Below are 23,584 nucleotides of genomic sequence, written 5' to 3'. Positions count from 1 at the left end.
GAGAATGTCACACTGCTTTTATCAAATCCTTTGCCCGGAGCGCCCTCGTCTATGTTGAAACGCCTGTTTTCTCCCCTCACGCTCGTCAATCAGCTCGCGCTTATCGTGCTGCTACTGGCGACGTTAGGCATTGCGGGGATGAGCCTTGCCAGCTGGCTCGCGCAGGGTATTCAGGGTAACGCTCACGCCATCAACAAGGCCGGGTCGCTGCGCATGCAAAGCTATCGGCTGCTGGCCGCCATTCCCCTTAGCGAGAAGGACGCCCCGCTGCTCGCCGAGATGGAACAAACTACATGGAGCGATGACCTGCAACAGGCGGCGCGGCGCGACGGCCAGCAGGCCCAGCTTGCCGAACTCCAGCATTACTGGCGCGGCTCGCTGGAACCGGCGCTGAAAAACGCCACCAGCGCACGTCAGGTAACCCCGCACGTCGCGCAGTTTGTCGGCCGTATCGACAAGCTCGTCAGCTCTTTTGATAGAACCACCGAACAGCGCCTGCACCGCGTCATTCTTTTGCAGCAGGGCATGGCGGTGCTGATGGGCCTGCTGCTCGTCTTTACCGTCGTCTGGCTGCGCAAACGCCTGCTGCGCCCGTGGCGACAGCTGCTGGCGATGGCCTCGGCTATCGGCCAGAAGGACTTTACCCATCGCGTTGCCGTTTCCGGGCGCAACGAGATGGCGACGCTCGGCATGGCGCTCAACGGCATGTCGGCCGAGCTGGCGGAGAGCTACGCCGTGCTCGAACAGCGCGTGCGGGAGAAAACCGCCGGGCTTGAGCAAAAGAACCAGATTCTGTCGTTTTTATATCAGGCCAACCGCCGCCTTCATTCGCAGGCACCTCTGTGCCAGCGCCTGTCGCCGGTGCTGAGCGAACTGCAATTGCTCACGCCGCTGCGCCACATCGAGCTGCGCGTCTATGAATATGAAGACGAAGAAAATTACGACGAATACACCTACCAGCCGGACAGCAGCTGCGAAGAGCAGAACTGTCATCTGTGCCCGCGCGGCCAGCAGACCGAGCCGGTTGAAACCACCGCGCTGAAATGGCGTCTGACCGACAACCATATTCACTACGGCCTGGTGCTTGCCCAGCTGCCGGTCGGCAGCAGCCTGACTACCGACCAACAGCAGCTGATCGCCACGTTAATCGAACAGCTCACCGCGACGCTTGCGGTAGAAAGGCAGTACGAGCACCAGCAGCAGATGGTTGTCATGGAGGAGCGCTCGGCCATCGCCCGCGAGCTGCATGACTCCATTGCCCAGTCGCTTTCGTGCCTGAAAATGCAGGTCAGCTGCCTGCAAATGCAGGGGGCGTCGCTGCCGGAACAAAGCCGCGAGCTGCTCGCCCAGATGCGCAACGAGCTGAACACCTCATGGCGTCAGCTGCGCGAACTGCTGACCACGTTCCGCCTGCAGCTCATTGAGCCGGGGCTGCGCCCTGCCCTTGAATCAAGCTGCCTTGAGTTCGGCGAGAAGCTCGGTTTTGCGGTCGAGCTGGACTACCAGCTGCCGCCGCGCCTGGTGCCTTCGCATCAGGCCATTCACCTGGTGCAAATTGCCCGTGAAGCGCTGAACAATAGCCTTAAACACGCCGAAGCCACGGCCTGCGGCGTAAGCGTCGTTCGCCAGGACAAGCAGGTGAAGCTCACCGTATGGGACAACGGCCGCGGCATTCCGGGTAACGGAGAGCGGCGCAACCATTACGGACTTATTATTATGCGAGACCGCGCGCAGAGCCTTAAGGGCGACTGCCAGATACGGGCTCGTGCAGGTGGCGGCACGGAAGTGGTCGTCAGTTTTATGCCCGAAGCGCATTTGTCTTCTGCCACAGGAGTAAACGATGAGTAACCCGAACCCGGAAGCAGCAACCATTCTGCTGATAGACGATCACCCGATGCTACGGACCGGCGTCAAACAGCTAATTAGCATGGCGCCCGAGCTGGCGGTCGTTGGCGAGGCGGGGAACGGTGCTCAGGGCGTTCAGCTCGCAGAATCGCTTGACCCCGATTTGATCCTGCTGGATTTGAATATGCCCGGCATGAACGGCCTGGAAACGCTCGACTGCCTGCGCGAAAAGCCGCTGTCCGGCCGTATCGTGGTGTTCAGCGTTTCCAACCATGAAGAAGACGTGGTGACGGCGCTCAAGCGCGGTGCCGACGGCTATCTGTTAAAAGATATGGAACCGGAAGATCTGCTCAAGGCCCTACAACAGGCCGCAGCCGGTGAAATGGTGCTCAGCGAAGCGTTAACGCCGGTGCTGGCGGCAAGCCTGCGCGCCAACCGCGCGACGTCCGACCGCGACGTCAACCAGCTTACGCCCCGCGAACGCGACATCCTCAAGCTGATTGCCCAGGGCCTGCCGAACAAGATGATTGCCCGTCGTCTGGACATCACCGAAAGCACGGTGAAGGTTCACGTGAAGCACCTGCTGAAAAAGATGAAGCTCAAATCCCGCGTCGAAGCGGCGGTGTGGGTGCATCAGGAACGTATTTTTTAAGCGATAAGGGGCGGGCCGCGCTCGCCCGTGTTATTCACCCGGCAGCAGATCGTAACGCGGATCGGCCGTCGGGCTGACCCGCAGCGGCTCCGCCTGTTTTAGCGTAATCCAGTTCGACGTTACCTTCTGACCCTTCTCATCCTCAACGGTCACCGACAGGCGATATTCATTCGGCTCGCCGTCGCGCCAGGACGGCATAATCAGGCTCCAGCCCTCCGCGCTGCGGTTGTTAGCAGGCGGCGTCAGGCTCAGCGCCTGGCTGTCTCCCTGCCAGGTAATGTGGCGAATCGCATGGCTCGCCCGCACCTGAAGCTTGAGTTCAACCGTATCGCCTGGATGCAGCTCCCACGGCGGCGTGGCGAGGAACACGGACAGCGTCTTACGCTGGCGATATTCCATCACCGGCAGATTGCTGCGCTCGACGTTGTCGTAGCGGCTGCCCCGCAGCGAGCTGGTTGCGGCCACCTCCCCTGATGAAAGCTGTTTTTCCAGCGGCACGCCGAAGCGATAGTTGAGCTTCAGGCCCAGATTTTCCTGCGTCACGCCGCTTTCGCCCTGCTTGTGCTGGGCGGTCAGCGTTACCAGCGGCACCGGCGTGTAGTTCAGCCCCATCGTTACCGCCACCGGGTTGCGATAGCCCGTGCCGCTGTCGAACAGGTCCACGCGGTCGCCAAAATACTGCTCCAGGCTGACGCTGGTGTTGATATGACGATAGAACGGCAGCCAGGCCTGGGCCGTCACGTCGTATCCGCGCGCCAAGCGCTGCTCCAGCGTTTCCGTGCCCCCCTGCCAGCCGCTCAGCGGCTGGTAATAATTGGCCGACAGGCGCAGGTAATCGCCCCACGCTTCGGCACCCAGCCCGGTGCGCTGGAGATTGCTGGCCAGCTGATTGTCATAAAAGGTGTTGTAGCCGAGCAGCCATTTGCCCGCCACCCAGCGCTGCCCAGCGCCGAGGTTGCCCACCAGCCCGTCGTCCTGCTGGGTGAAGCCCAGCTGGCTCCAGGTGAGATAGCGACTGTTGTCGGCCCACGGCGTAAACATCGATCCGCTGCTGCCGTTCCAGCTGCCGCGTTCGTCAACCTTCAGGTTAAAGCTGGCTTTCCCCCAGGGCGAAAGCAGCGACTGCGCCTCGTCGGTCACTTTGTCGGTCAGCACGTCGCGCAGGCTGGTAAAGGCAAACAGCCGCGCCTGCTCGCCGGTATCCAGCCCGTTGTCGGTCATGCTGGCCTCGCCGAATTTTTTCGCCATTTCGGCTATGCGCTTGGCGGCGGCATCGGTTTCCGGAGCGATACCCATATCGGGAAGCTCGGCGGGCCTGTCGGCGAAAGGCGTGTGGGATTGTTCGATAAACGTCTGGCGGGTGCTGGCAATCCCTCCTGCGGAGAGGAGCGCGTAAGACAGGGCCAACGGCGGGACGGCTTTTTTAAACATTGGGAAATTATAACATACTGATTTCTCATTTCAGCGCTACGCTTTATTCACCTGCCTAATGAGCATCCAACTATGAAAACCTCGCTACGCTGTTTATCTGCCGCTCTGCTGTGCGCCTGTTTTACAGCCCAGGCGGACGGGCTGTTTATGCTGCAATCCCCGGAATTTGCCGATAATGCGATGCTGCATAAGAAGTATGCCGGTAACGCGAAGAGCAACCCGAACTGCACCGGGGAAAACTTCTCGCCTGCCGTGGTGTGGAGCAACCCGCCCGCCGCCACGCAAAGCTACGCGCTGGTGATTCACGATCCGGAAGGCGCAAAAGGGCTGGGCGTCACGCACCTTGTGGCCTACAACATTCCGGCAAGCATGACCGGCTTTGGCGCGAACGAGCTGCGCGACGGCAAGGGCTTTACCGGCGGTAAAAATACCCCAGGGACGCTCGCTTACTATGGCCCATGCCCACCGCCGGGCAGCGGCGCGCACCACTACACCTGGACGCTTATCGCCACCGATCTGCGTGCCGATGCCCTGCCGCAGGGGCTGACGCGCGAGCAGCTCTTTGAAAAACTCAAAGGCCATGCGCTTGCGGCGGCGGGATTAATTGGCCGCTTCGGGCAGTAACGCCTTTCCCCGGCGGACGTTAAGGATTTACCATGTCCGCTCTACGACAAGGAGCAAGAAATCATGCAAAAGATCGTTATTATTGCCAACGGCGCCGCCTACGGCAGCGAGTCTCTGTTTAACAGCCTGCGCCTGGCGATTGCGCTGCGCGACCAGCCGCAGCAGCCGGAACTTAAACTCTTTCTGATGTCGGACGCGGTGACCGCCGGGCTGCGCGGACAGAAGCCCGCAGAGGGTTACAACATTCAGCAGATGCTGGAAATTCTCACCGCTCAGGATGTGCCGGTAAAACTTTGCAAAACCTGCACCGACGGGCGCGGCATTACCGATTTGACGCTGGTAGACGGCGTGGCTATCGGTACGCTTGTCGAGCTGGCGGAGTGGACGCTTGCGGCGGATAAGGTATTAACGTTCTGACGCTGGGGCTCATAGAGGAAAAAAAACCGCGATAAACGCGGTTTTTTATATTCAGGCAAATCCAGTTTGATACTGCCCGCCTTCATCATCCGGCTTTTGCAGCCAGGCGCGAACCTGGCTTACCAGTTCGTCGAGACAGTCATCGTGCATGCCGCGCTGTTTCAGCTCCTGCTCGAGCGAAAAGAGATACTGCGCGTTGGTGCCAAGCGGGCCGCTGGCGGAGGCAATAAGCGGCGCGATGGTTTGCGCGCGCGTATCGGCTTCGTACAGCGGATGGCGCGGGTCCATGATAAATACCAGCGCATTCACCGTGCGGCCATCGTCTAGCGCCAATTTACACCAGGTCGGCAGATAGCAGCCGGTGATCATTTCGCGCTTCCACACCAGTATCAGCTCCTCCTCGAGGTCAGCCTCCGGCAGGCGATAGGCAAGGCCCGTAGTGCGCCCGCCCTCTTTAAGCGCGAGCATTCTGCCCGGCTGGCATGCGGTGCCGCGCCCTGCGGTTAAGCGCAGGCAAAACGCGCGATGCCAGCCCACCAACGTGCCGGGGGCCGATTCGTCAAACTCAAAGGCCGGGTTCCACATCAGGGAACCATAGCCGAAAATCCATACCGGGCTTTCATCGGGCCGGCAGGCAAGGGTCGCCGCAAGCGATGCCGAGCGCTGCTCAGGGGTCCACAATAAAGATTCTTCAATGGAACCAAAAGCCGTCTTACAATCCGCTTTCATTAAGAAATCACGCGTTAACACCATACACCTCCGCCACCGCATACTTCCCTGTGACTACGTCAACTGCGCCTTCCCGGCATTTTTAACTGCTCACTTATAAAGCAGCATATGGGTGACGATAAGCAATTAGCGTGTCGCTGGCAAGTTTGATGACGATCACAAAATATAAAAAATGTCATCTTTACCTGCCAGACTGTGGAAGGGTATAAGGTATTGCGCGCAATATCATTAGATTATGTGGTGTTTACTTTTTCTTGTGCCATTTATCATCATCCCCTTTCTGATACTGATGCTTCACCGCGGCCCAGGCGACCTTGTGCGCGGTCTCTTCGCGGCTCGCATCGCCTTTGCGATCCTCTTTATCTTTGTATTCGTCCCAGGCGCTGTTAAAGGCTTCTTTGTAGATATCCTGCGCGTGGGCGGGCAGAACGTTTTGTACGCTGTCAGGCAGGTCACTTTTACTTTTATAAGGCATTATGGTTCCTCATTCAGGGAGTGACCTTTAAGTGTGAGACAAGATATTCGTTCCCGCCATGAATCAGGGTTATTTTGATTTGATAAATTACTATCCCATTGTTTTAGCTAGACCAAAATGAGTACATACACCAATTAGTGCTGATTATGACGTTTTTACCCTTAAAGCAGTAAAAGTAAGTAAATATTTCCATTGCAGGGTCATTTTTTGCTATTTTATGGCCTTTCACAAACCTGACTATAATAAAGAAACAGGTTATCGCCTGCAGACATGGAGTAAATCAATGCCAAAAACACAACATGAGGCGGTGAAAACCCGCCATAAGGAGAGTTCCCTCATTTTCCCGTTTCTGGCACTGGCGGTGCTGGCTATGTGGGGGTCCAGCCAGTCCTTGCCGGTGGTTGTCGGAATTAACATTCTGGCGCTGGTGGCTATTTTAAGCAGCGCTTTTAGCGTGGTTCGCCATGCCGACGTGCTGGCACACCGTTTGGGCGAGCCATACGGTTCTTTAATTCTCAGCCTTTCCGTCGTTATTCTTGAAGTAAGCCTGATTTCCGCACTCATGGCGACCGGCGACGCCGCGCCTACGTTGATGCGCGATACGCTCTATTCCATCATTATGATTGTGACGGGCGGCCTGGTCGGCTTCTCGCTGCTGCTCGGCGGCCGCAAGTTTGCCACCCAGTACATGAATCTGTTTGGCATCAAACAATACCTGATAGCGCTGTTCCCGCTGGCGGTAATCGTGCTGGTGTTCCCGATGGCGCTGCCGGAAGGCAACTTTAGCGTCGGCCAGTCGCTGATGGTGGCCGCCATTTCCGCCGCGATGTACGGCGTGTTCCTGCTGATTCAGACCAAAACGCACCAGAGCCTGTTTGTTTACGAACATGAAGACGAGGCCGACGACGACGACCCGCATCATGGCAAGCCGTCTGCGCACAGCAGTACCTGGCACGCCATCTGGCTGGTTGTGCATCTGGTTGCGGTTATTGCCGTCACCAAAATGAACGCCAACCCGCTGGAGTCCCTGCTGAGTACGCTGAACGCTCCGGCTCAGTTCACCGGCTTCCTCGTCGCTTTACTTATCTTATCCCCGGAAGGTTTGGGCGCTTTGAAAGCGGTGCTTAGCAATCAGGTACAGCGCGCGATGAACCTGTTCTTCGGGTCGGTGCTGGCCACCATCTCGTTAACCGTGCCTGCGGTGACGCTGATTGCCATGCTGACGGGTAACGATCTGACCTTTGGCCTCGGCAAGCCTGAAATGGTGGTGATGCTGACGTCGCTGGTGCTGTGCCAGATATCATTCTCAACCGGGCGAACCAACGTGCTGAACGGCACCGCGCACCTCGCGCTGTTTGCGGCCTATTTGATGACGATATTTGCCTGACGGTTGCCCTCTCCCCCAGGCGAGGGAGAAAAGCAAAAGCCCTTATCGCGAGATAAGGGCTTTTTGTTTTGGTGGTCTTTGTGTTTTGTAGGTCGGGTAAGGCGTAGCCGCCACCCGACATATCACTCGAAAAAACCGAAATTACCTGCTGGTATCCAGCGGCTCAAAGCCCTTCACCAGATCGTCAATCGCTTTGATCTGCTTAAGGAACGGCTCAAGTTTAGCCAGCGGCAGCGCGGACGGGCCGTCGCAGCGCGCGTTGTCCGGGTCCGGGTGTGCTTCAATGAACAGACCGGCAAGACCCGTTGCCATGCCGGCGCGGGCCAGTTCAGCAACCTGAGCGCGACGGCCGCCGGAAGCAGCGCCAAACGGGTCGCGGCATTGCAGCGCGTGGGTAACGTCGAAGATGACCGGCGCGCCGTTGGAAACCTGCTTCATCACGCTAAAGCCCAGCATGTCGACGACCAGGTTGTCGTAGCCGAAGTTCGCACCACGGTCACACAGAATGATCTGGTCGTTTCCGCCTTCGTGGAATTTATCCACGATGTTGCCCATCTGACCAGGGCTAACAAACTGCGGTTTTTTAACGTTGATGACCGCGCCGGTTTTCGCCATCGCTTCAACCAGGTCGGTCTGACGCGCCAGGAAGGCAGGCAGCTGGATAACGTCGACCACATCGGCAACCGGCTGCGCCTGGCTTGCTTCGTGAACGTCAGTGATGATTTTCACGCCGAAGGTTTGCTTCAGCTCCTGGAAAATCTTCATCCCTTCTTCCAGACCTGGGCCACGGTAAGAGTGAATGGAGGAACGGTTGGCTTTATCAAACGATGCTTTGAACACGTAAGGGATGCCCAGTTTCTGAGTCACGGTAACGTAGTGTTCACAGATACGCATCGCCAGATCGCGCGATTCCAGCACGTTCATGCCGCCAAACAGCACAAATGGCAGGTCGTTTGCGACGTTGATGTCGCCAATGCTAACCACTTTTTGTTCCATCTTTAGTGTCGCCTTATCAGTTAAAAATCAAAATTATGCATTAATGCAGGGTAACTTGCTTATGCGAAATCGAGTTAATTTGCGCTTTGATCATCTCACTGATCGGGTCTTCAGGGCACTGCTCAACGAAATAGCTAAGGTCGTTAAGCGCCACGTGTTCGCAGTCGAGCTGCACGTAGATCAGACCGCGATCGCGGATTTCATACGGGTCTTCCGGATTGAACTGTAGCAAAGCTTCGCTGGCGCGCAGGGCCAGCTCCATCTGCCGCTCTTCCATCAATGCGGATTTCAGCGTATCGAGCAGTTTGCGGATTACCTCGGCATTATCGGACTCATCGAGGTCTTCTTCAAAAAGCTCGGCCGCAGGGTTGATATTGCCCTTGAGCCACACTTCCAGCGTATGTTCGTCGAGGGTGTCGCCGTTGAACGGGTTGATTAACCACATTTCGCCGTCCAGCCAGTCGCCGCGCAAAATCAGCTGCGTGGGGAAAATTACCGGCATCAGTGGAATATCAAGACGTTCGGCTATCCACAGCAAAATTGCCCCAAGGGAGACGGCGCTGCCCTGGCGGTTTTTTAGCACGTTGTCCAGCCACAAGGCGTCCGACAGGCGATATACGCCACCTGCGTCCTTGAAACCCCATTCGCCGTAAAATAGCTCCAGCAGCTTTTCCAACTGCTGGTCAGAATGATCGGCTTCGCAGATATCTTCACGCGCTTGGCTAACCAGCCGTTCGAGTTGCGCGCGCACTTCCGCTTCCGGAAAATCTTCGCGAATCAGTTGCGAGACTAAAATCATGCCCTCGCACAGCGGTGCCTGATTAAATTCGAAATCGGCTAACGACCTCATACAAACCCCAATAACGGTATTTTTGTGGTGGCGAGTTTAACGATGATGTAGAGCACCACCAGCGCCAACAGAAAGGCTGACAGGCGAATCTGCTGGCTGCGCGGGCGTCGGCCCAGCACGATAAAACCCAAAACGATGTAGATGATAACGCCAAACAGTTTTTCAGTCAGCCATGTCCCCTGCGGGGTAAACGGATAGAAATGCGTAATCAGCACCAGCGCAACGCCGCTGCCCAACAGCAGCGTGTCATTCACGTGGGGTACGATGCGCACCCAGCGTTTATGTGACATGGCGGAATCACGGTACTGCCACCAGTAGCGCAGAATAAACAGACTCACGGAAATGATGACTGTCAAAATATGCAAGTGTTTGAATGCAAAGTAAGTTGCCAACGGTTCCATTCCTTATCGTTAGAAATAGCGTCCTAAGGTCAGACGATCATTGCCGCCGTAATCCTGACAGGTTTCAACCTCGACAAAACCCGCGGCGCTAAACAGCTGCCGCACCTGGTTTGCCTGCTGCCAGCCGTGCTCTAAAAGCAGCCAGCCGCCCGGTTCAAGAAACTGCCGCGACGTTTCAATGAGCGTGTGTAAATCGGCCAGGCCGTGATCGTCTGCCACCAGCGCGCTCATCGGTTCGAAACGCACGTCGCCCTGTAAAAGGTGCGGGTCGTCGCGATCGATATAAGGCGGGTTGCTGACAATCATCGTAAATCGCTGGCTATTGAGCACATCAAACCAGTGACTTTGCAAGACCTTAACATTGGTAATGCCAAGCCGATCGGCATTGCTGCGGGCAAGTTCGACGGCTTCGGGGATGAGATCGAGCGCGGTGATGTGGCAGTCGGGCCGCTCGCTGGCAAGAGCCAGCGCGATAGCCCCTGTTCCGGTACCGAGATCGAGTACGGAACAGGGCGATGCAGGCATCCTGGCTAACGCCTGTTCGACCAGGCATTCAGTGTCGGGACGCGGGATGAGCGTCGCCGGTGAAACGCGCAGCGGCAGCGACCAAAACTCGCGCTCGCCAACAAGGTGGGCTACGGGCTCGCCGCGAACCCGCCGCGCAAGCAGCGCATCGAGCTGGCTCTGCTGCTGCGCGGTGAGTTCGGTTTCGCCAAACGCCAGGATAAAGGTTCGCGCTTTACCGGTCACAAATCCAAGCAGGATTTCCGCGTCGCGTCGCGGGCTTTCGCTCTCCTGCAGTTGGGCAACCCCCTGCTTTAGCCAGTGCTGAAAATCCATTAATCCTGCTCGGACAGCGCCGCCAGCTGGTCGGCCTGGTATTCCTGCACGATTGGCTCGATAAGCCCATCGATTTTGCCTTCCATGACTTCGTCCAGGCGATAGAGCGTGATGTTGATACGATGATCCGTCACGCGGCCCTGCGGGAAGTTATAGGTACGGTTACGGTCCGAACGGTCGCCGCTGCCCAGCAGGTTGCGACGGGTCGACGCTTCTTCCTGCTGACGCTTGGCCATTTCCGCCGCACGTATACGTGAACCCAGCACGGACAAGGCTTTCGCTTTGTTTTTATGCTGCGAACGCTCGTCCTGACATTCGACCACGATGCCGGTTGGCAGGTGGGTAATACGAATCGCCGAGTCGGTGGTGTTAACGTGCTGACCGCCCGCGCCCGAGGAGCGGAAGGTGTCGATGCGCAGGTCGGCCGGGTTGATGTCCGGCAGTTCTGCCTCCGGGATTTCCGGCATGACGGCAACGGTACAGGCCGAGGTGTGAATACGGCCCTGAGATTCGGTCGCAGGCACGCGCTGCACGCGGTGGCCGCCGGATTCGAACTTCAGACGGCCATAAACGCCGTCGCCGGTGATCTTGGCAATGACTTCTTTATAGCCGCCGTGCTCGCCTTCGTTGGCGCTCATGATTTCCACTTTCCAGCGGCGGGATTCCGCGTAGCGGCTGTACATGCGGAACAGATCGCCTGCAAACAGCGCCGCTTCGTCACCGCCGGTACCCGCGCGGACTTCCACAAAGGCATTACGCTCGTCGTCCGGATCTTTTGGCAGCAGCAGAACCTGCAGCTGCTGTTCAAGCTGTTCGCTGTCGCTTTTTGCCTGGTTCAGCTCTTCCTGCGCCATTTCGCGCATTTCCGGGTCGCTGAGCATGCTCTCTGCGGTTTCAATATCTTCCTGAACCTGACGCCATTGCAGAAAACAGCGCGAGACATCGCTCAGCTGAGCGTATTCGCGAGAAAGCGCGCGGAAACGGTCCTGATCGGCGATGGTGGCTGCGTCGCCAAGCAGGGCCTGAACTTCTTCATGGCGCTCCTGCAAGGCTTCCAGTTTGGCAACAATAGAAGGCTTCATGGGCGGTGTTTCACCTTGTAATAAGAGTTGTTGTGCTAATCCAGCCCGAGGCTGTTGCGCAGAATCTGCAGGCGTTCATCATCCCCGTCACGGGCAGCCTGCTGAAGAGATTTAGTTGGTGTGTGAATCAGGCGGTTGGTTAACTTCCACGCCAGATCCTGAAGAACGGTTTCGGCGTCGGCACCCTGTGAGAGAGCGGCCAGCGCTTTACCAGCCAGATCGTCGCGGATTTGCTCCGCCTGGCTGCGATAATCGCGGATGGTTTCGGTGGCGCTTTGAGCGCGCAGCCAGGCCATAAACTCGCTGCATTCCTGCGCGACGATGGTTTCAGCTTCAACAGCGGCGGCCTTACGCTGCGCGAGGTTGTTCTGAATGATCGCCTGCAGATCGTCCACGCTGTAGAGATAGGCGTTGGCGAGCTTGCCCACTTCCGGCTCTACGTCGCGCGGCACGGCGATGTCCACCAGCAGCATCGGCTGGTTACGGCGGGCTTTAAGCGCCCGCTCGACCATGCCTTTGCCGATGATCGGCAGCGGGCTTGCGGTTGAGCTGATAATAATATCGGCATCTCTTAGACGTTCATCGATATCGCTCAGGCCGATAACTTCGGCACCCACTTCGTCCGCCAATACCTGCGCACGTTCGCGGGTACGGTTGGCGATGATCATCTTTTGCACGTTATGTTCGCGCAGATGGCGGGCAACAAGCTCAATGGTTTCGCCCGCACCAACCAGCAGAACGGTTACGGTTGAGAGGGATTCGAAAATTTGACGCGCCAGAGTACAGGCGGCGAAGGCGACCGACACCGCGCTTGCGCCGATATCGGTTTCGGTACGCACGCGCTTGGCCACGGAGAAGGATTTCTGGAACATGCGTTCCAGCTCGCTGGAAAGCGAATGGCCTTTCTGCGAGTCGGCAAACGCTTTTTTCACCTGTCCGAGAATTTGCGGCTCGCCCAGCACTAAGGAGTCCAGACCGCTTGCAACGCGCATTAAATGGCTCACCGCGTCGTTGTCATGGTGCCAGTAAAGACTGTTGCGCACTTCCTCTTCGTTGAGGTTGTGGTAGTCGCAAAGCCAGCGCACCAGCTGTTCGTGCAGGTTATCCTGCTCTTCAACGCTCAGATACAGTTCGGTGCGGTTGCAGGTGGAAAGTACCACGCCGCCCTGCACCATCGGCTGTTGCAGCAGGCTACCCAAAGCCTGGTCGAGCGTGTCCGGCGAAAACGTCACGCGTTCTCGCAGCGATACTGGAGCAGTTTTGTGGTTGATGCCTAGCGCTAACAGGGTCATTGAGCGGTCTGAGTAATACCGATGTTGATAAGGATTTCAGGCGGCATCATACAGGATGAGCGCGGTCAATAAAAGAGAACCACCCCAAGGTGGGTATCTGAATGTTTTGCGAATTAAGACAACTTGAACGTAGACGCTCCGCCCGCGCACCGCTAGCATGAACGGTTAACCACAATAACGATTTCTAAGGATTCGCTGTCGCTATGATTATGCCAAAAGCCCGTCTGATGCGCCTTCTGCCCCTCGCAAGCCTGGTTCTCGCCGGCTGTGTGACCCCACAATCTAAAGGTCCTGGCAAAAGTCCGGATTCGCCGCAGTGGTTACAACACCAGCAACAAGTGCAAAAAATCACCCAATACCAAACGCGTGGTGCTTTTGCTTATCTCTCCGATAGCCAAAAAGTTTATGCCCGTTTTAACTGGCAGCAAACCGCACCGGACAGATATCGCCTGCTGCTCACCAACCCGCTGGGCAGCACGGAGCTCGAGCTAAACGCGCAGCCGGGCAAAGTTCAGTTGGTCGATCGCAACGGCAAACGCTATGAAGCCCAGGATGCGGAAGATATGGTCAACCGCTTGACGGGGATGCCGATTCCGCTCAACAGCCTGCGCCAGTGGATGCTGGGCCTGCCGGGTGAAGCGACCGACTACAAACTTGATAACCAGTATCGCCTGAGCGAAGTGAACTACACGCAGAATGGTAAAACCTGGAAAGTAGTTTACAGCGATTACAACGATAAAGTGCAGCCAGCTCTGCCGTCCAACATGGAACTGCGCGAAGGCAGCCAGCGCATCAAACTGAAAATGGATAACTGGACCGTTAAATAATGATGACCCGCTGGCCGTCCCCGGCAAAACTAAACCTCTTTTTGTATATCACAGGCCGTCGGGCAGACGGCTACCACAATCTTCAGACTCTTTTTCAGTTTCTGAACTACGGCGACACCATCACTATTGAACTGCGTCAGGACGGCGTGGTTCAGCTCGTTACGCCGGTTGAAGGCGTGCCGGACGAAGAAAATCTGATTGTCCGAGCAGCTCGTTTGCTGATGGCCGAAGCGCAGCAGGCAGGTACCCTGCCTGCGGGTGCGGGCGCTGATTTGGGCGTAGATAAGCGTCTACCTATGGGCGGCGGCCTTGGCGGCGGCTCGTCGAACGCGGCAACCGTTCTGGTCGCGCTAAACCACCTGTGGAAAACCGGTTTGAGCGAGGATCGCCTTGCTGAGCTAGGCTTAGCTCTTGGCGCGGACGTTCCCGTGTTTGTGCGCGGCCATGCGGCCTTTGCCGAAGGTATGGGGGAAATTCTCACCCCGGTCGAACCTCGGGAAAAATGGTATCTGGTAGCGCATCCCGGCGTGAGTATCCCGACCCCGACAATCTTCAAGGATCCGGACCTGCCGAGAAATACGCCAATAAGACCCATTAGCACGTTGCTAAATTGTGAATTTGGTAATGATTGTGAGGTTATCGCAAGAAAACGATTTCGTAAGGTTGATGAGCTGCTTTCCTGGCTGTTAGAATACGCGCCGTCGCGCCTGACTGGCACCGGCGCTTGCGTGTTTGCAGAGTTCAACACCGAGTCCGAAGCCCGCCAGGTGCTTGAGCAAGCCCCGGAATGGCTGCACGGGTTTGTTGCGCGTGGCGTTAATGTCTCCCCGCTGCATCAGGCCATATCCGGGCAAGCTGAGTATTGGTGACAACGTCACCTCGTTTCAGACGTTGCATCAAGCTCTTTATACACCGCCTGGATGGGTGTTGCCCCACCCGCCTCCGCACAGTTGCGGTAGCAGCCATCCGCCAATGGACGCATGCCTGAGGTTTTTCTCGTGCCTGATATGAAGCTTTTTGCTGGTAACGCCACCCCGGAACTAGCACAACGTATTGCCAACCGCCTGTACACCTCTCTTGGTGACGCCGCCGTCGGTCGTTTTAGCGACGGTGAAGTAAGCGTACAAATCAACGAAAATGTACGCGGTGGTGATATTTTCATCATCCAGTCCACCTGTGCTCCCACCAATGACAACCTGATGGAACTCGTTGTCATGGTTGACGCCCTGCGCCGTGCTTCTGCAGGTCGTATCACCGCTGTTATCCCTTACTTTGGATATGCTCGTCAGGACCGTCGTGTGCGTTCTGCTCGTGTGCCGATCACCGCGAAAGTTGTTGCTGACTTCCTCTCAAGCGTAGGGGTTGACCGTGTTCTCACCGTGGACCTGCACGCAGAACAGATTCAGGGCTTCTTCGATGTGCCGGTAGACAACGTCTTCGGTAGCCCAATCCTGCTGGAAGATATGCTGCAAATTGGCCTGGAAAACCCAATCGTGGTTTCCCCGGACATCGGCGGCGTGGTACGTGCCCGTGCTATCGCCAAGCTGCTGAACGACACCGACATGGCTATCATCGACAAACGCCGCCCGCGCGCTAACGTTTCTCAGGTTATGCACATCATCGGTGACGTAAGCGGCCGCGACTGCGTGCTGGTTGATGACATGATCGATACCGGCGGCACCCTGTGCAAAGCAGCGGAAGCGTTGAAAGAACGCGGTGCAAAACGCGTATTCGCTTATGCAACTCACCCAATCTTCTCCGGCAACGCGGTTCACAACCTGCGTAACTCCGTGATTGATGAAGTGATTGTTTGCGATACCATCCCGCTGTCTGATGAAATTAAAGCGTTGCCAAATGTCCGCACCCTGACCCTGTCCGGGATGCTGGCCGAAGCGATTCGCCGTATCAGTAACGAAGAATCAATCTCTGCAATGTTCGAACACTGATCGAACTTGCTAAAAAAACCCGCTGCGGCGGGTTTTTTCTTTTTTAGTATTTATTCATAGTATCAATATTACCTTCACCTGCCATTTTGACAGATGATGCGCTCACGGATGGAATCATAGTGAAAATCGTATCCTCTTCTTCGGTCATGCCTTTCCGCGCCCTTATCGACGCCTGCTGGCGAGAGAAGTACACCCTTACCCGCTTCACCCGCGACGCCATAGCCGGGGTGACCGTCGGGATCATCGCCATCCCGCTTGCTATGGCGCTGGCCATCGGCAGCGGCGTTGCGCCGCAGTATGGGCTTTACACCGCTGCCGTCGCAGGGATTGTGATCGCACTCAGCGGAGGCTCGCGTTTTAGCGTTTCCGGGCCAACCGCCGCCTTTGTGGTGATCCTTTATCCGGTCGCGCAGCAGTTCGGCCTGGCGGGGCTGCTCATCGCCACGCTGATGTCCGGCGTATTTCTCATTCTGTTTGGCCTCGCGCGCTTTGGCCGTTTAATTGAATACATCCCGCTTTCCGTGACGCTCGGCTTTACTTCGGGGATCGGCATTACCATCGCAACCATGCAGGTTAAAGACTTCTTCGGCCTGACGCTTGCGCACGTGCCGGAACACTACCTGAATAAAGTCGCCGCGCTGGCCATGGCGATGCCGACCATGAATTTCGGTGATGCCGCCATCGGCGTGGTCACCCTTGCAGTTTTGATTCTCTGGCCGCGCCTCGGGATCCGTCTGCCGGGCCATCTCCCGGCACTGCTCGCTGGCTGCGGCGTAATGGCGATCGTTCATCTGATGGGCGGCGACGTTGCCACCATCGGCTCCCGCTTCCACTACGTGCTGGCAGACGGCTCGCAGGGTAACGGCATTCCTCAACTGCTGCCCCAGCTAATGCTGCCGTGGAACATACCTGAGTCAAACTTTGCGCTGAGCTGGGATTCACTCACCGCCCTGCTGCCCGCCGCATTCTCAATGGCGATGCTTGGCGCGATTGAATCCCTGCTTTGCGCCGTGGTGCTGGACGGCATGACAGGCACCAAGCACAACGCCAACGGCGAGCTTATTGGCCAGGGGTTGGGCAATATCATCGCCCCGTTCTTCGGCGGGATTACCGCAACGGCGGCAATTGCCCGGTCGGCAGCAAACGTACGCGCTGGCGCAACCTCGCCCGTGGCGGCAATTATTCACTCGCTGCTGGTGATTATGGCACTGCTGGTGCTGGCCCCGCTGCTATCCTGGCTGCCGCTGTCGGCTATGGCAGCGCTGCTGTTGATGGTGGCGTGGAACATGAGCGAGGCGCATAAAGTCGTCAACCTTCTGCGCCGTGCGCCGAAAGACGACATCATCGTCATGCTGATTTGCATGTCGCTGACCGTGCTGTTCGATATGGTGATCGCCATCAGCGTAGGCATCGTGCTGGCCTCGCTGTTGTTTATGCGCCGCATTGCCCGCATGACCCGCCTCGCCCCGCTGAACGTCGCCACGCCTGAAGGTGTTCTGGCGCTGCGCGTTACCGGCCCGCTGTTCTTTGCCGCCGCTGACGGCCTGTTTACCCAGCTAAGCCAGCGCGTTGAGGATAACCGCATCATTATTCTACAGTGGGATGCCGTGCCGGTGCTGGACGCGGGCGGTCTGGATGCGTTTCAACGTTTTGTGGAAAAACTGCCTGAAGGCTGCGAGCTGCGCGTGACCAATCTGGAATTCCAGCCGCTGCGAACCCTTGCACGCGCTGGCGTGAAGCCGATTGCTGGCAGGCTAGCATTCTTCGCGGACGTGGATGCCGCGCTAAAAGCGTAAACAAAAAAGCTCCGCTAATTAGCGGAGCTTTTGCAAATCGACTCGATGCTTAACTGTGGCGATGACGTTCATCGCGGCGGCAGCGTTTATCATAATGACGCACCCACCAGTAGCGGTCGCAGACCTGTTCATGTCCACCGACGCGCGCACCTGCAAGCCAAAGCACGGCCCCAACGAAAATACTTAAAATGGCACCGTGGGCAAAATACTGTGGGAGGTTAAACTGAGGCAGCTGGTTCAGAATGGAGTAACCAACGCCACCCACCATGACGACTAACCCCAACCCCATGAGAAAATTACCGAGTAACGAAGCGTTTTTGCGTTTCATCTGTCACCTCCGGAAGGTTCCTGGGTCGGCGGGGAATATCCCCTTTCCTTGTGTGTAAAGTATAGACACCACTACCGCTTATCTTATGAGCGGGCGATCACAATTACGAATGAAAGCGCTACATAAATTTACAAATAAACTGCTGAATAGCATGAAATTCTAATGGTTCAGTGATTGAACTATTCAACAGTTCGGCTACCGATGCTTTGCACTTTGTCATCGCGACGGTGGCGCAGTAAACTACGCGGCTTGAATCAGACTCAGGAAATGAAACGTGAGCATTAAATTGATAGTCGGCCTGGCGAACCCAGGTGCGGAATACGCGGCAACGCGCCATAACGCGGGCGCGTGGTATGTTGACCTGCTGGCAGAACGCCACAACCAGTCGCTCAAAGAAGAAGCCAAATTCTTTGGCTACACCGCGCGCATTAATCTAGCGGGAGAAGACGTGCGCCTGCTGGTGCCGACCACGTTTATGAATCTGAGCGGCAAAGCCGTCAGCGCGATGGCGACCTTTTTCCGCATCGCACCGGATGAGATCCTGGTCGCCCACGACGAGCTGGACTTACCGCCGGGCGTTGCGAAATTCAAACTCGGCGGCGGGCACGGCGGCCATAACGGCCTGAAAGACATTATCAATAAGCTTGGCAATAACCCCAACTTTCACCGCTTACGCGTGGGTATTGGTCATCCGGGCGATAAAAACAAAGTTGTTGGCTTTGTGCTGGGCAAGCCGCCGGTCAATGAGCAGAAATTGATTGATGAAGCGGTAGACGAAGCGGCGCGCTGCACCGAGGTCTGGCTGAAAGAAGGCTTAACAAAAGCGACCAATCGGCTTCACGCCTTTAAGGCCGCTTTATAATTCTTCAATAGCCATGATTAACTCTTCTTGGCTATTGAGTTAAACAACTGGCGCGGCTCCCCCTACGCTCAGGCGGTATAAATAAAGCATTCGGATTATAATAAAAGGTGGTTATCGCCGCGCGATCGATAGCATTTAAATAAAATGTATTAAACAGCCAGACGATATAAGCACCTAAATCTTTCGCGCTTTTGAATGTCGCCTCTCCTAAATCACTATCAAAAATAGAATACTGTCCGTTAACTACACCTACGGCAATGGAGTGGCCCAAAGGATATAATCCTATTTCGTGATATCCCCCCTTCAATACTCTCCCCAAAAATTGCGGGAAAGCGGCCGGTAGGCCATTGACCTCAAGGTAGCCTATTTCCCGTAAGCCATAGCGGCTGAAAAACGCAGGCCCTATGGGATCCGTTGTTCTCTCAAGCTTAAGACGGTGCAGCTGCAGATTCATCACGCCTCGTATCTCGGCCTTCGTTTCAGGTTTTTCAATCGAGGCCAGCAGCCGTTTAATATTCGCATTGAGGGTAATATATTTGAGCACCAGCCCATAGCAGACACCCTGCAAACCGTAATAGGTAGCACCATTTACTTGAATATTCGATGTTAGTGCTCCGTTACGTTTGAACTGATTTTCATGATTCCAGCCGTTCCTGGCGATATATGCACTCTGATTAAAAAATGTATAAATTCCATTATTTTCTTTTGCAGCTTTGGTGCACTCTCGGTTAATAAGCTCAACAGTAATAATTGGCATATTTTACCCCTCATCCATTTGTTATATGAATATATAACTCCTTTAATTCGGTAGAATAATAAATATTACCGGTGATATCTATTTTGTTTTTGGACTTACTCAGCGGCAGGCATGTCGAGACTTAGCGTTCGAGAAAAGTGAGCGTTACATGTATAATGTCCCTCATTGTTGACATCACATTAAGCAAAAACTCATAATTGCTTGATTATTATATAGTTAAGGTAAAAAACATGGGATTCAAATGCGGTATCGTCGGCTTGCCGAACGTTGGTAAATCCACCCTGTTCAACGCGCTCACCAAAGCGGGAATCGAAGCAGCGAACTTCCCGTTCTGCACCATCGAGCCGAACACCGGCGTTGTGCCAATGCCGGACCCTCGTCTGGATAAGCTTGCCGAAATCGTAAAACCTCAGCGCATTCTGCCAACCACTATGGAATTCGTGGATATCGCAGGCCTGGTGAAAGGTGCGTCCAAAGGTGAAGGCCTGGGCAACCAGTTCCTGACCAACATCCGCGAAACCGAAGCCATCGGCCACGTTGTACGCTGCTTTGAAAATGACAACATCATCCATGTGAACAACAAGGTTGACCCGGCGGATGACATCGAGGTGATCAACACCGAACTGGCGCTCTCCGACCTCGACACCTGTGAACGCGCCATCCACCGCGTGCAGAAGAAAGCCAAAGGCGGCGACAAAGACGCGAAAGCCGAACTGGCCGCGCTGGAAAAATGCCTGCCTCAGCTCGAAAACGCGGGCATGCTGCGCGCGCTGGATCTGACTGAAGAAGATAAAGCGGCGATCAAATACCTGAGCTTCCTGACGCTGAAGCCAACCATGTACATTGCAAACGTCAATGAAGACGGTTTCGAAAACAACCCGTACCTGGACAAAGTTCGCGAAATCGCCGCAGCCGAAGGCTCAGTGGTTGTTGCCGTCTGTGCAGCGGTTGAATCCGACATCGCCGAGCTGGACGATGCTGACCGTGAAGAGTTTATGGCCGAGTTGGGCCTCGAAGAACCAGGCCTTAACCGCGTGATCCGCGCAGGTTACGAGCTGCTTAACCTGCAAACCTACTTCACCGCCGGTGTGAAAGAAGTGCGCGCATGGACCATCCCTGTTGGCGCAACCGCACCTCAGGCGGCGGGTAAAATCCATACCGACTTCGAAAAAGGCTTCATCCGCGCGCAAACCATCGCCTATGAAGACTTCATCACCTATAAAGGTGAGCAAGGCGCGAAAGAAGCGGGCAAAATGCGTGCAGAAGGCAAAGACTACATCGTTAAAGATGGCGACGTGATGAACTTCCTGTTCAACGTCTAATAAAATTTGTTGCCTCATGAGGTTTCGCTGAATCTCAAAACAATGGAAAAACTCTATAAAATCCACGCAGTTGCGTGGATTTTTCATTCTCGTCAGTTAAATAAGATCCGCAAGGTCAATAACGCATCCAACACCCTTGAGCTAGTCGCCATTTCGACAATAGTCGCGGCTCATACCAGGTTAGCTATTGCATGTGGCAATATGCTGGACGCTTGCTCGCACCTCTGAAGCTAACGGAGCAAAATGGACAGAATTCGATCTTGATAGCGCTCAGTGGACCATTCCGGCAGCGCGAATGAAAGCCCGCAGAGAACACGTTATTCCCCTACCCTTCCAGGCTGTCAAAATGCTCAGAACACTGCAGGGATTAACCGGGCATCGGCAGCACCTTTTTCCGGGCAGGGATAATCCGCCAGGTCCTGACCTGCTTCGTGCCAGAAGCAGACCTTGCAGTGCTAATTATCCTTTTGGAAACAGCATCACAGGTTCTTTTGCCATCACCAGATTATTTCTTCAAAGGAAAAAGATGCAGGGTATTAGCAGCCAGCGGGTATATCCCCAGCATTCGGGTTGATTCCTTCAGTTCCTCAAGGCTAGCGTTCTCCAGGGGCATACGGCCCCCCCATATGGTAATGCCTTCAGACAGGTGTGCGGGGCGGCCTTGTTTCTCTTCACTAATTTCTATTGTTTCACCATTACTCAGCGTGATAATTAGAGATGCCACTTCCATAGGCTGGTTTTCTCCATTAACGTTCTTAAGTTCTACCTTCATCAAAATACTCCTGTAGCAAGTTTGTGAATGCTGCTCCATAAATTATAAACAAACTTACAGATAGCAAGAAAGACCGCTTGGCTTGAAGCGGATCGTTCACGGTCTTAGATCCGCCTCTCGCTCAGAACGGGCCTTTAGTTCGGTTAGTCTGCCTGCTTCGTGCCAGGAGCGGACGTTGGCTGCAACTCGTCTGCAACGATAACCTTATACTTAACTGAATGTGCTGCGCTGCTTGCGAAAGAAAAATGGCTGCATAAATGAATGATCGTTCATTCATTAAATTGTAGCTTAAATAAAACCAGTCCTTTGATCAAACAAGCACAGGCAAATTATGACCCGTAAAACGCTCAGACTAATATTTCCTCAATGGCAAGGTGGCAATAACCCACCCTATTATCTTGGCTCACTTCTTCTTTCGTATCTTTCCCCCGAATCGGACGGCCCTGTTGAGTCTGTTCCGGTCGATGAGCCCACACCGGAGCCACTATTGGTTGAGGTGGATGGCGTTACCGCTAAACCTCAAATTATCAGGCAGCTCAACGATGCAGCCGCTCTGATTGACAAACATGATCCCGATTCAATAGTCGTATTTGGTGGCGATTGTCTGGTATCACTGGCCCCTTTTTCACATCTGCTCAATAAATACGGTGAAAAACTGGGTGTGCTCTGGATTGACTCTCATCCCGACGTGCAGACTGCAAAACAATATCCAAACGCTCATGCCCATGTTCTGGGAGCACTCATTGGAACGGGTGATAAAGATTTACTTGCTCATGTGGCCACCAGGCTCAATCCCTCAAAAATAATGATTGCAGGTATCCACGACCCACTCGCTTATGAAACGGAATACCTTGCGCGTCATAACATTGCGACTATCGGTCCTGAACAAGTCAAAAACGACGGGCAAGAGGTTATAGGATGGATTGAAAGGGAAAATATTGAATATCTGGCGATACACATTGATCTGGACGTTCTCGATCCGTCACTTTTCCGTTCCGTTCTTTTCGCAAGGCCTGGCAGAGGACCTCACGATTTTGGGGACGTAGCAGAAGGAAAATTGACGATTGAAGATGTACTTAACCTGATAGCTAAAGCTACCTCAAAAGCAGAACCTGTCGGCCTTACGATTGCTGAACATTTGCCGTGGGATATGCTAAACCTCAAGAATATGCTCAGTGCGTTACCGCTTATGAAGTAACAACGGATTCCAGGAGCCAGACTACTGAGTTCTACCCTGGCTCCTGGTACAAAAGAGCGTTAAAGTCTGGGCACCAGATTAAACATCATAGTCGACATGTTAAAGAAAACTGAAACCTACCATAAGCTGATTACCGCTGCTGCTGCCTGCTTTGCAGAAAAAGGCTTTAGTGCGACAAGCGTGCGTGAAATTTCCACCCGGGCAGGGATCAGTCAGGGAGCGATGTACACGTATTTTAAAAGCAAGGATGACCTCATCAAGGCAATCGTTCTTGAAGAGCAGAATTCAGCATTGATAGCCCACAATGCACCCTCTGGCGGTACGTATTTCGACCGCCTTTGTGCCCAGGTTAATTCATGCATAAGCGATGTAGGTTACCCAGTCACACATCAACTATGGGTTGAAATCATAGCGGAGTCTGCGCGGAACCCTGAATTGCAAAAAACGTATATATCCAGTGATATCATCATGCGGCAAAGTCTTGCAGGGATTATCGCCGAAGGTATCGCGGCGGGAGAATTTCGCCAGGACATTAACCTGGAGGAAATCACAATAATACTTTTTGCCTTTATTGACGGTTTAATCGCACGTAAGGCCATAAACGCATCCTTCTCTTTCAACCGTGACCTGCCAACTTTTTATGCATTGATGTCAAAATTATTAAAATAATGCTAAACAGCTTTAGTCAACGCGACAGCCAGGGAATCGAAAACGTCCGCTCATTGCGAACATTAGCTCAGAAATACGCCGGATGT

Annotated in this window: 25 protein-coding genes and 1 pseudogene; 14 read left to right on the top strand and 12 right to left on the bottom strand. The window is 54.9% G+C overall.

Annotated elements, in window-relative coordinates:
• Nucleotides 1–51 precede the first annotated feature (51 nt).
• Nucleotides 52–1,848, top strand: a complete 1,797-nt coding sequence (gene narX, locus ACSPHG_RS10360) for a nitrate/nitrite two-component system sensor histidine kinase NarX (protein ID WP_435953382.1) — start codon at nucleotides 52–54, stop codon at nucleotides 1,846–1,848.
• Entirely contained in the window at nucleotides 1,841–2,497 is a 657-nt protein-coding gene (gene narL, locus ACSPHG_RS10355) for a two-component system response regulator NarL (RefSeq protein WP_435953381.1), read from the top strand. The genes narX and narL overlap by 8 nt, the downstream gene beginning before the upstream one ends.
• Nucleotides 2,498–2,527: 30 nt before the next feature.
• On the opposite strand, the gene ACSPHG_RS10350 is transcribed toward narL, so the two are convergent.
• Nucleotides 2,528–3,928, bottom strand: coding sequence for a YchO/YchP family invasin (locus ACSPHG_RS10350; protein ID WP_435953380.1), 1,401 nt, complete (start codon nucleotides 3,926–3,928; stop codon nucleotides 2,528–2,530).
• Between the two features lie 72 nt (nucleotides 3,929–4,000).
• Here ACSPHG_RS10350 and ACSPHG_RS10345 point away from each other — a divergent pair, with 72 nt between their 5' ends.
• Both ACSPHG_RS10345 and ACSPHG_RS10340 read left to right on the top strand, forming a co-directional pair.
• Nucleotides 4,001–4,552 (top strand): YbhB/YbcL family Raf kinase inhibitor-like protein, encoded by a 552-nt coding sequence (locus ACSPHG_RS10345; protein ID WP_435953379.1) that lies wholly within the window; start codon nucleotides 4,001–4,003, stop codon nucleotides 4,550–4,552.
• 63 nt (nucleotides 4,553–4,615) lie between these two features.
• A complete protein-coding gene (locus tag ACSPHG_RS10340) occupies nucleotides 4,616–4,969 on the top strand; it encodes a DsrE/DsrF/TusD sulfur relay family protein (protein WP_435953378.1) in 354 nt (117 codons plus the stop codon).
• Between the two features lie 51 nt (nucleotides 4,970–5,020).
• Here the strand turns inward: ACSPHG_RS10340 and ACSPHG_RS10335 are convergent, their stop codons facing one another.
• Both ACSPHG_RS10335 and chaB read right to left on the bottom strand, forming a co-directional pair.
• Nucleotides 5,021–5,719: a gamma-glutamylcyclotransferase gene (locus ACSPHG_RS10335; RefSeq protein WP_435955992.1), complete on the bottom strand. Its 699-nt coding sequence runs from the start codon at nucleotides 5,717–5,719 to the stop codon at nucleotides 5,021–5,023.
• A gap of 223 nt (nucleotides 5,720–5,942) precedes the next feature.
• Complete coding sequence (gene chaB, locus ACSPHG_RS10330; protein WP_435953377.1) at nucleotides 5,943–6,173, bottom strand: putative cation transport regulator ChaB; 231 nt, start codon at nucleotides 6,171–6,173, stop codon at nucleotides 5,943–5,945.
• 283 nt (nucleotides 6,174–6,456) lie between these two features.
• Between chaB and chaA the strand changes: the two genes are divergently transcribed.
• On the top strand, nucleotides 6,457–7,560 hold the full coding sequence (chaA, locus tag ACSPHG_RS10325; RefSeq protein WP_435953376.1) for a sodium-potassium/proton antiporter ChaA: 1,104 nt from the start codon (nucleotides 6,457–6,459) through the stop codon (nucleotides 7,558–7,560).
• Between the two features lie 141 nt (nucleotides 7,561–7,701).
• On the opposite strand, the gene kdsA is transcribed toward chaA, so the two are convergent.
• The 6 genes from kdsA to hemA are packed head-to-tail and all read right to left on the bottom strand — an operon-like array spanning nucleotide 7,702 to nucleotide 13,021.
• On the bottom strand, nucleotides 7,702–8,556 hold the full coding sequence (kdsA, locus tag ACSPHG_RS10320) for a 3-deoxy-8-phosphooctulonate synthase (RefSeq protein ID WP_435953375.1): 855 nt from the start codon (nucleotides 8,554–8,556) through the stop codon (nucleotides 7,702–7,704).
• A 40-nt stretch (nucleotides 8,557–8,596) separates the two neighbouring features.
• Complete coding sequence (gene sirB1, locus ACSPHG_RS10315; RefSeq protein ID WP_435953374.1) at nucleotides 8,597–9,406, bottom strand: invasion regulator SirB1; 810 nt, start codon at nucleotides 9,404–9,406, stop codon at nucleotides 8,597–8,599.
• Nucleotides 9,403–9,807 carry a SirB2 family protein gene (locus ACSPHG_RS10310; RefSeq protein WP_435953373.1) on the bottom strand — a complete coding sequence of 135 codons (405 nt, stop codon included), beginning with the start codon at nucleotides 9,805–9,807 and terminating at the stop codon, nucleotides 9,403–9,405. The genes sirB1 and ACSPHG_RS10310 overlap by 4 nt, the downstream gene beginning before the upstream one ends.
• 9 nt (nucleotides 9,808–9,816) lie before the next feature.
• The gene (prmC, locus tag ACSPHG_RS10305; protein ID WP_435953372.1) at nucleotides 9,817–10,647 is read right to left on the bottom strand and encodes a peptide chain release factor N(5)-glutamine methyltransferase; all 831 of its coding nucleotides are present in this window, start codon (nucleotides 10,645–10,647) and stop codon (nucleotides 9,817–9,819) included.
• Nucleotides 10,647–11,729, bottom strand: a complete 1,083-nt coding sequence (prfA, locus tag ACSPHG_RS10300; RefSeq protein WP_435953371.1) for a peptide chain release factor 1 — start codon at nucleotides 11,727–11,729, stop codon at nucleotides 10,647–10,649. The genes prmC and prfA overlap by 1 nt, the downstream gene beginning before the upstream one ends.
• Before the next feature lie 35 nt (nucleotides 11,730–11,764).
• Complete coding sequence (hemA, locus tag ACSPHG_RS10295; protein ID WP_435953370.1) at nucleotides 11,765–13,021, bottom strand: glutamyl-tRNA reductase; 1,257 nt, start codon at nucleotides 13,019–13,021, stop codon at nucleotides 11,765–11,767.
• A 203-nt stretch (nucleotides 13,022–13,224) separates the two neighbouring features.
• On the opposite strand from hemA, the gene lolB reads away from it, so the two are divergent.
• From lolB to dauA, 4 genes are all read left to right on the top strand, one after another.
• The gene (gene lolB, locus ACSPHG_RS10290) at nucleotides 13,225–13,848 is read left to right on the top strand and encodes a lipoprotein insertase outer membrane protein LolB (protein WP_435953368.1); all 624 of its coding nucleotides are present in this window, start codon (nucleotides 13,225–13,227) and stop codon (nucleotides 13,846–13,848) included.
• Nucleotides 13,848–14,717, top strand: coding sequence for a 4-(cytidine 5'-diphospho)-2-C-methyl-D-erythritol kinase (gene ispE, locus ACSPHG_RS10285; RefSeq protein WP_435953367.1), 870 nt, complete (start codon nucleotides 13,848–13,850; stop codon nucleotides 14,715–14,717). Before lolB ends, ispE begins: the two co-directional genes overlap by 1 nt.
• A 129-nt stretch (nucleotides 14,718–14,846) precedes the next feature.
• Entirely contained in the window at nucleotides 14,847–15,794 is a 948-nt protein-coding gene (gene prs, locus ACSPHG_RS10280; RefSeq protein WP_008454180.1) for a ribose-phosphate diphosphokinase, read from the top strand.
• A 119-nt stretch (nucleotides 15,795–15,913) separates the two neighbouring features.
• A complete protein-coding gene (gene dauA, locus ACSPHG_RS10275) occupies nucleotides 15,914–17,590 on the top strand; it encodes a C4-dicarboxylic acid transporter DauA (protein WP_435953366.1) in 1,677 nt (558 codons plus the stop codon).
• A 49-nt stretch (nucleotides 17,591–17,639) separates the two neighbouring features.
• On the opposite strand, the gene ychH is transcribed toward dauA, so the two are convergent.
• Complete coding sequence (gene ychH, locus ACSPHG_RS10270; protein WP_435953365.1) at nucleotides 17,640–17,918, bottom strand: stress-induced protein YchH; 279 nt, start codon at nucleotides 17,916–17,918, stop codon at nucleotides 17,640–17,642.
• A 274-nt stretch (nucleotides 17,919–18,192) separates the two neighbouring features.
• On the opposite strand from ychH, the gene pth reads away from it, so the two are divergent.
• Nucleotides 18,193–18,780: an aminoacyl-tRNA hydrolase gene (gene pth, locus ACSPHG_RS10265; RefSeq protein WP_435953364.1), complete on the top strand. Its 588-nt coding sequence runs from the start codon at nucleotides 18,193–18,195 to the stop codon at nucleotides 18,778–18,780.
• A 31-nt stretch (nucleotides 18,781–18,811) separates the two neighbouring features.
• Here pth and ACSPHG_RS10260 read toward each other — a convergent pair whose 3' ends face one another.
• Nucleotides 18,812–19,537 (bottom strand): hypothetical protein, encoded by a 726-nt coding sequence (locus ACSPHG_RS10260; protein ID WP_435953363.1) that lies wholly within the window; start codon nucleotides 19,535–19,537, stop codon nucleotides 18,812–18,814.
• Between the two features lie 230 nt (nucleotides 19,538–19,767).
• Here ACSPHG_RS10260 and ychF point away from each other — a divergent pair, with 230 nt between their 5' ends.
• Nucleotides 19,768–20,859 carry a redox-regulated ATPase YchF gene (gene ychF, locus ACSPHG_RS10255; RefSeq protein WP_435953362.1) on the top strand — a complete coding sequence of 364 codons (1,092 nt, stop codon included), beginning with the start codon at nucleotides 19,768–19,770 and terminating at the stop codon, nucleotides 20,857–20,859.
• Between the two features lie 152 nt (nucleotides 20,860–21,011).
• Nucleotides 21,012–21,280, top strand: a pseudogene (locus tag ACSPHG_RS10250) (tyrosine-type recombinase/integrase); the annotation flags it as partial.
• Nucleotides 21,281–21,364: 84 nt separating this feature from the next.
• Here the strand turns inward: ACSPHG_RS10250 and ACSPHG_RS10245 are convergent.
• Nucleotides 21,365–21,631 (bottom strand): hypothetical protein, encoded by a 267-nt coding sequence (locus ACSPHG_RS10245; RefSeq protein ID WP_435953361.1) that lies wholly within the window; start codon nucleotides 21,629–21,631, stop codon nucleotides 21,365–21,367.
• Between the two features lie 331 nt (nucleotides 21,632–21,962).
• Here ACSPHG_RS10245 and ACSPHG_RS10240 point away from each other — a divergent pair, with 331 nt between their 5' ends.
• Nucleotides 21,963–22,829 carry an arginase family protein gene (locus tag ACSPHG_RS10240; RefSeq protein WP_435953360.1) on the top strand — a complete coding sequence of 289 codons (867 nt, stop codon included), beginning with the start codon at nucleotides 21,963–21,965 and terminating at the stop codon, nucleotides 22,827–22,829.
• A gap of 96 nt (nucleotides 22,830–22,925) precedes the next feature.
• Nucleotides 22,926–23,498, top strand: a complete 573-nt coding sequence (locus tag ACSPHG_RS10235; RefSeq protein WP_435953359.1) for a TetR/AcrR family transcriptional regulator — start codon at nucleotides 22,926–22,928, stop codon at nucleotides 23,496–23,498.
• The last annotated feature ends 86 nt before the right edge of the window (nucleotides 23,499–23,584 follow it).

This window comes from Dryocola baronae (assembly GCF_051297175.1).
In the GTDB taxonomy this organism is placed as follows: Bacteria; Pseudomonadota; Gammaproteobacteria; order Enterobacterales; family Enterobacteriaceae; genus Dryocola.
Note: the sequence above shows the minus strand (reverse complement) of the source record. Positions and strands in the feature narration are given on the sequence as shown.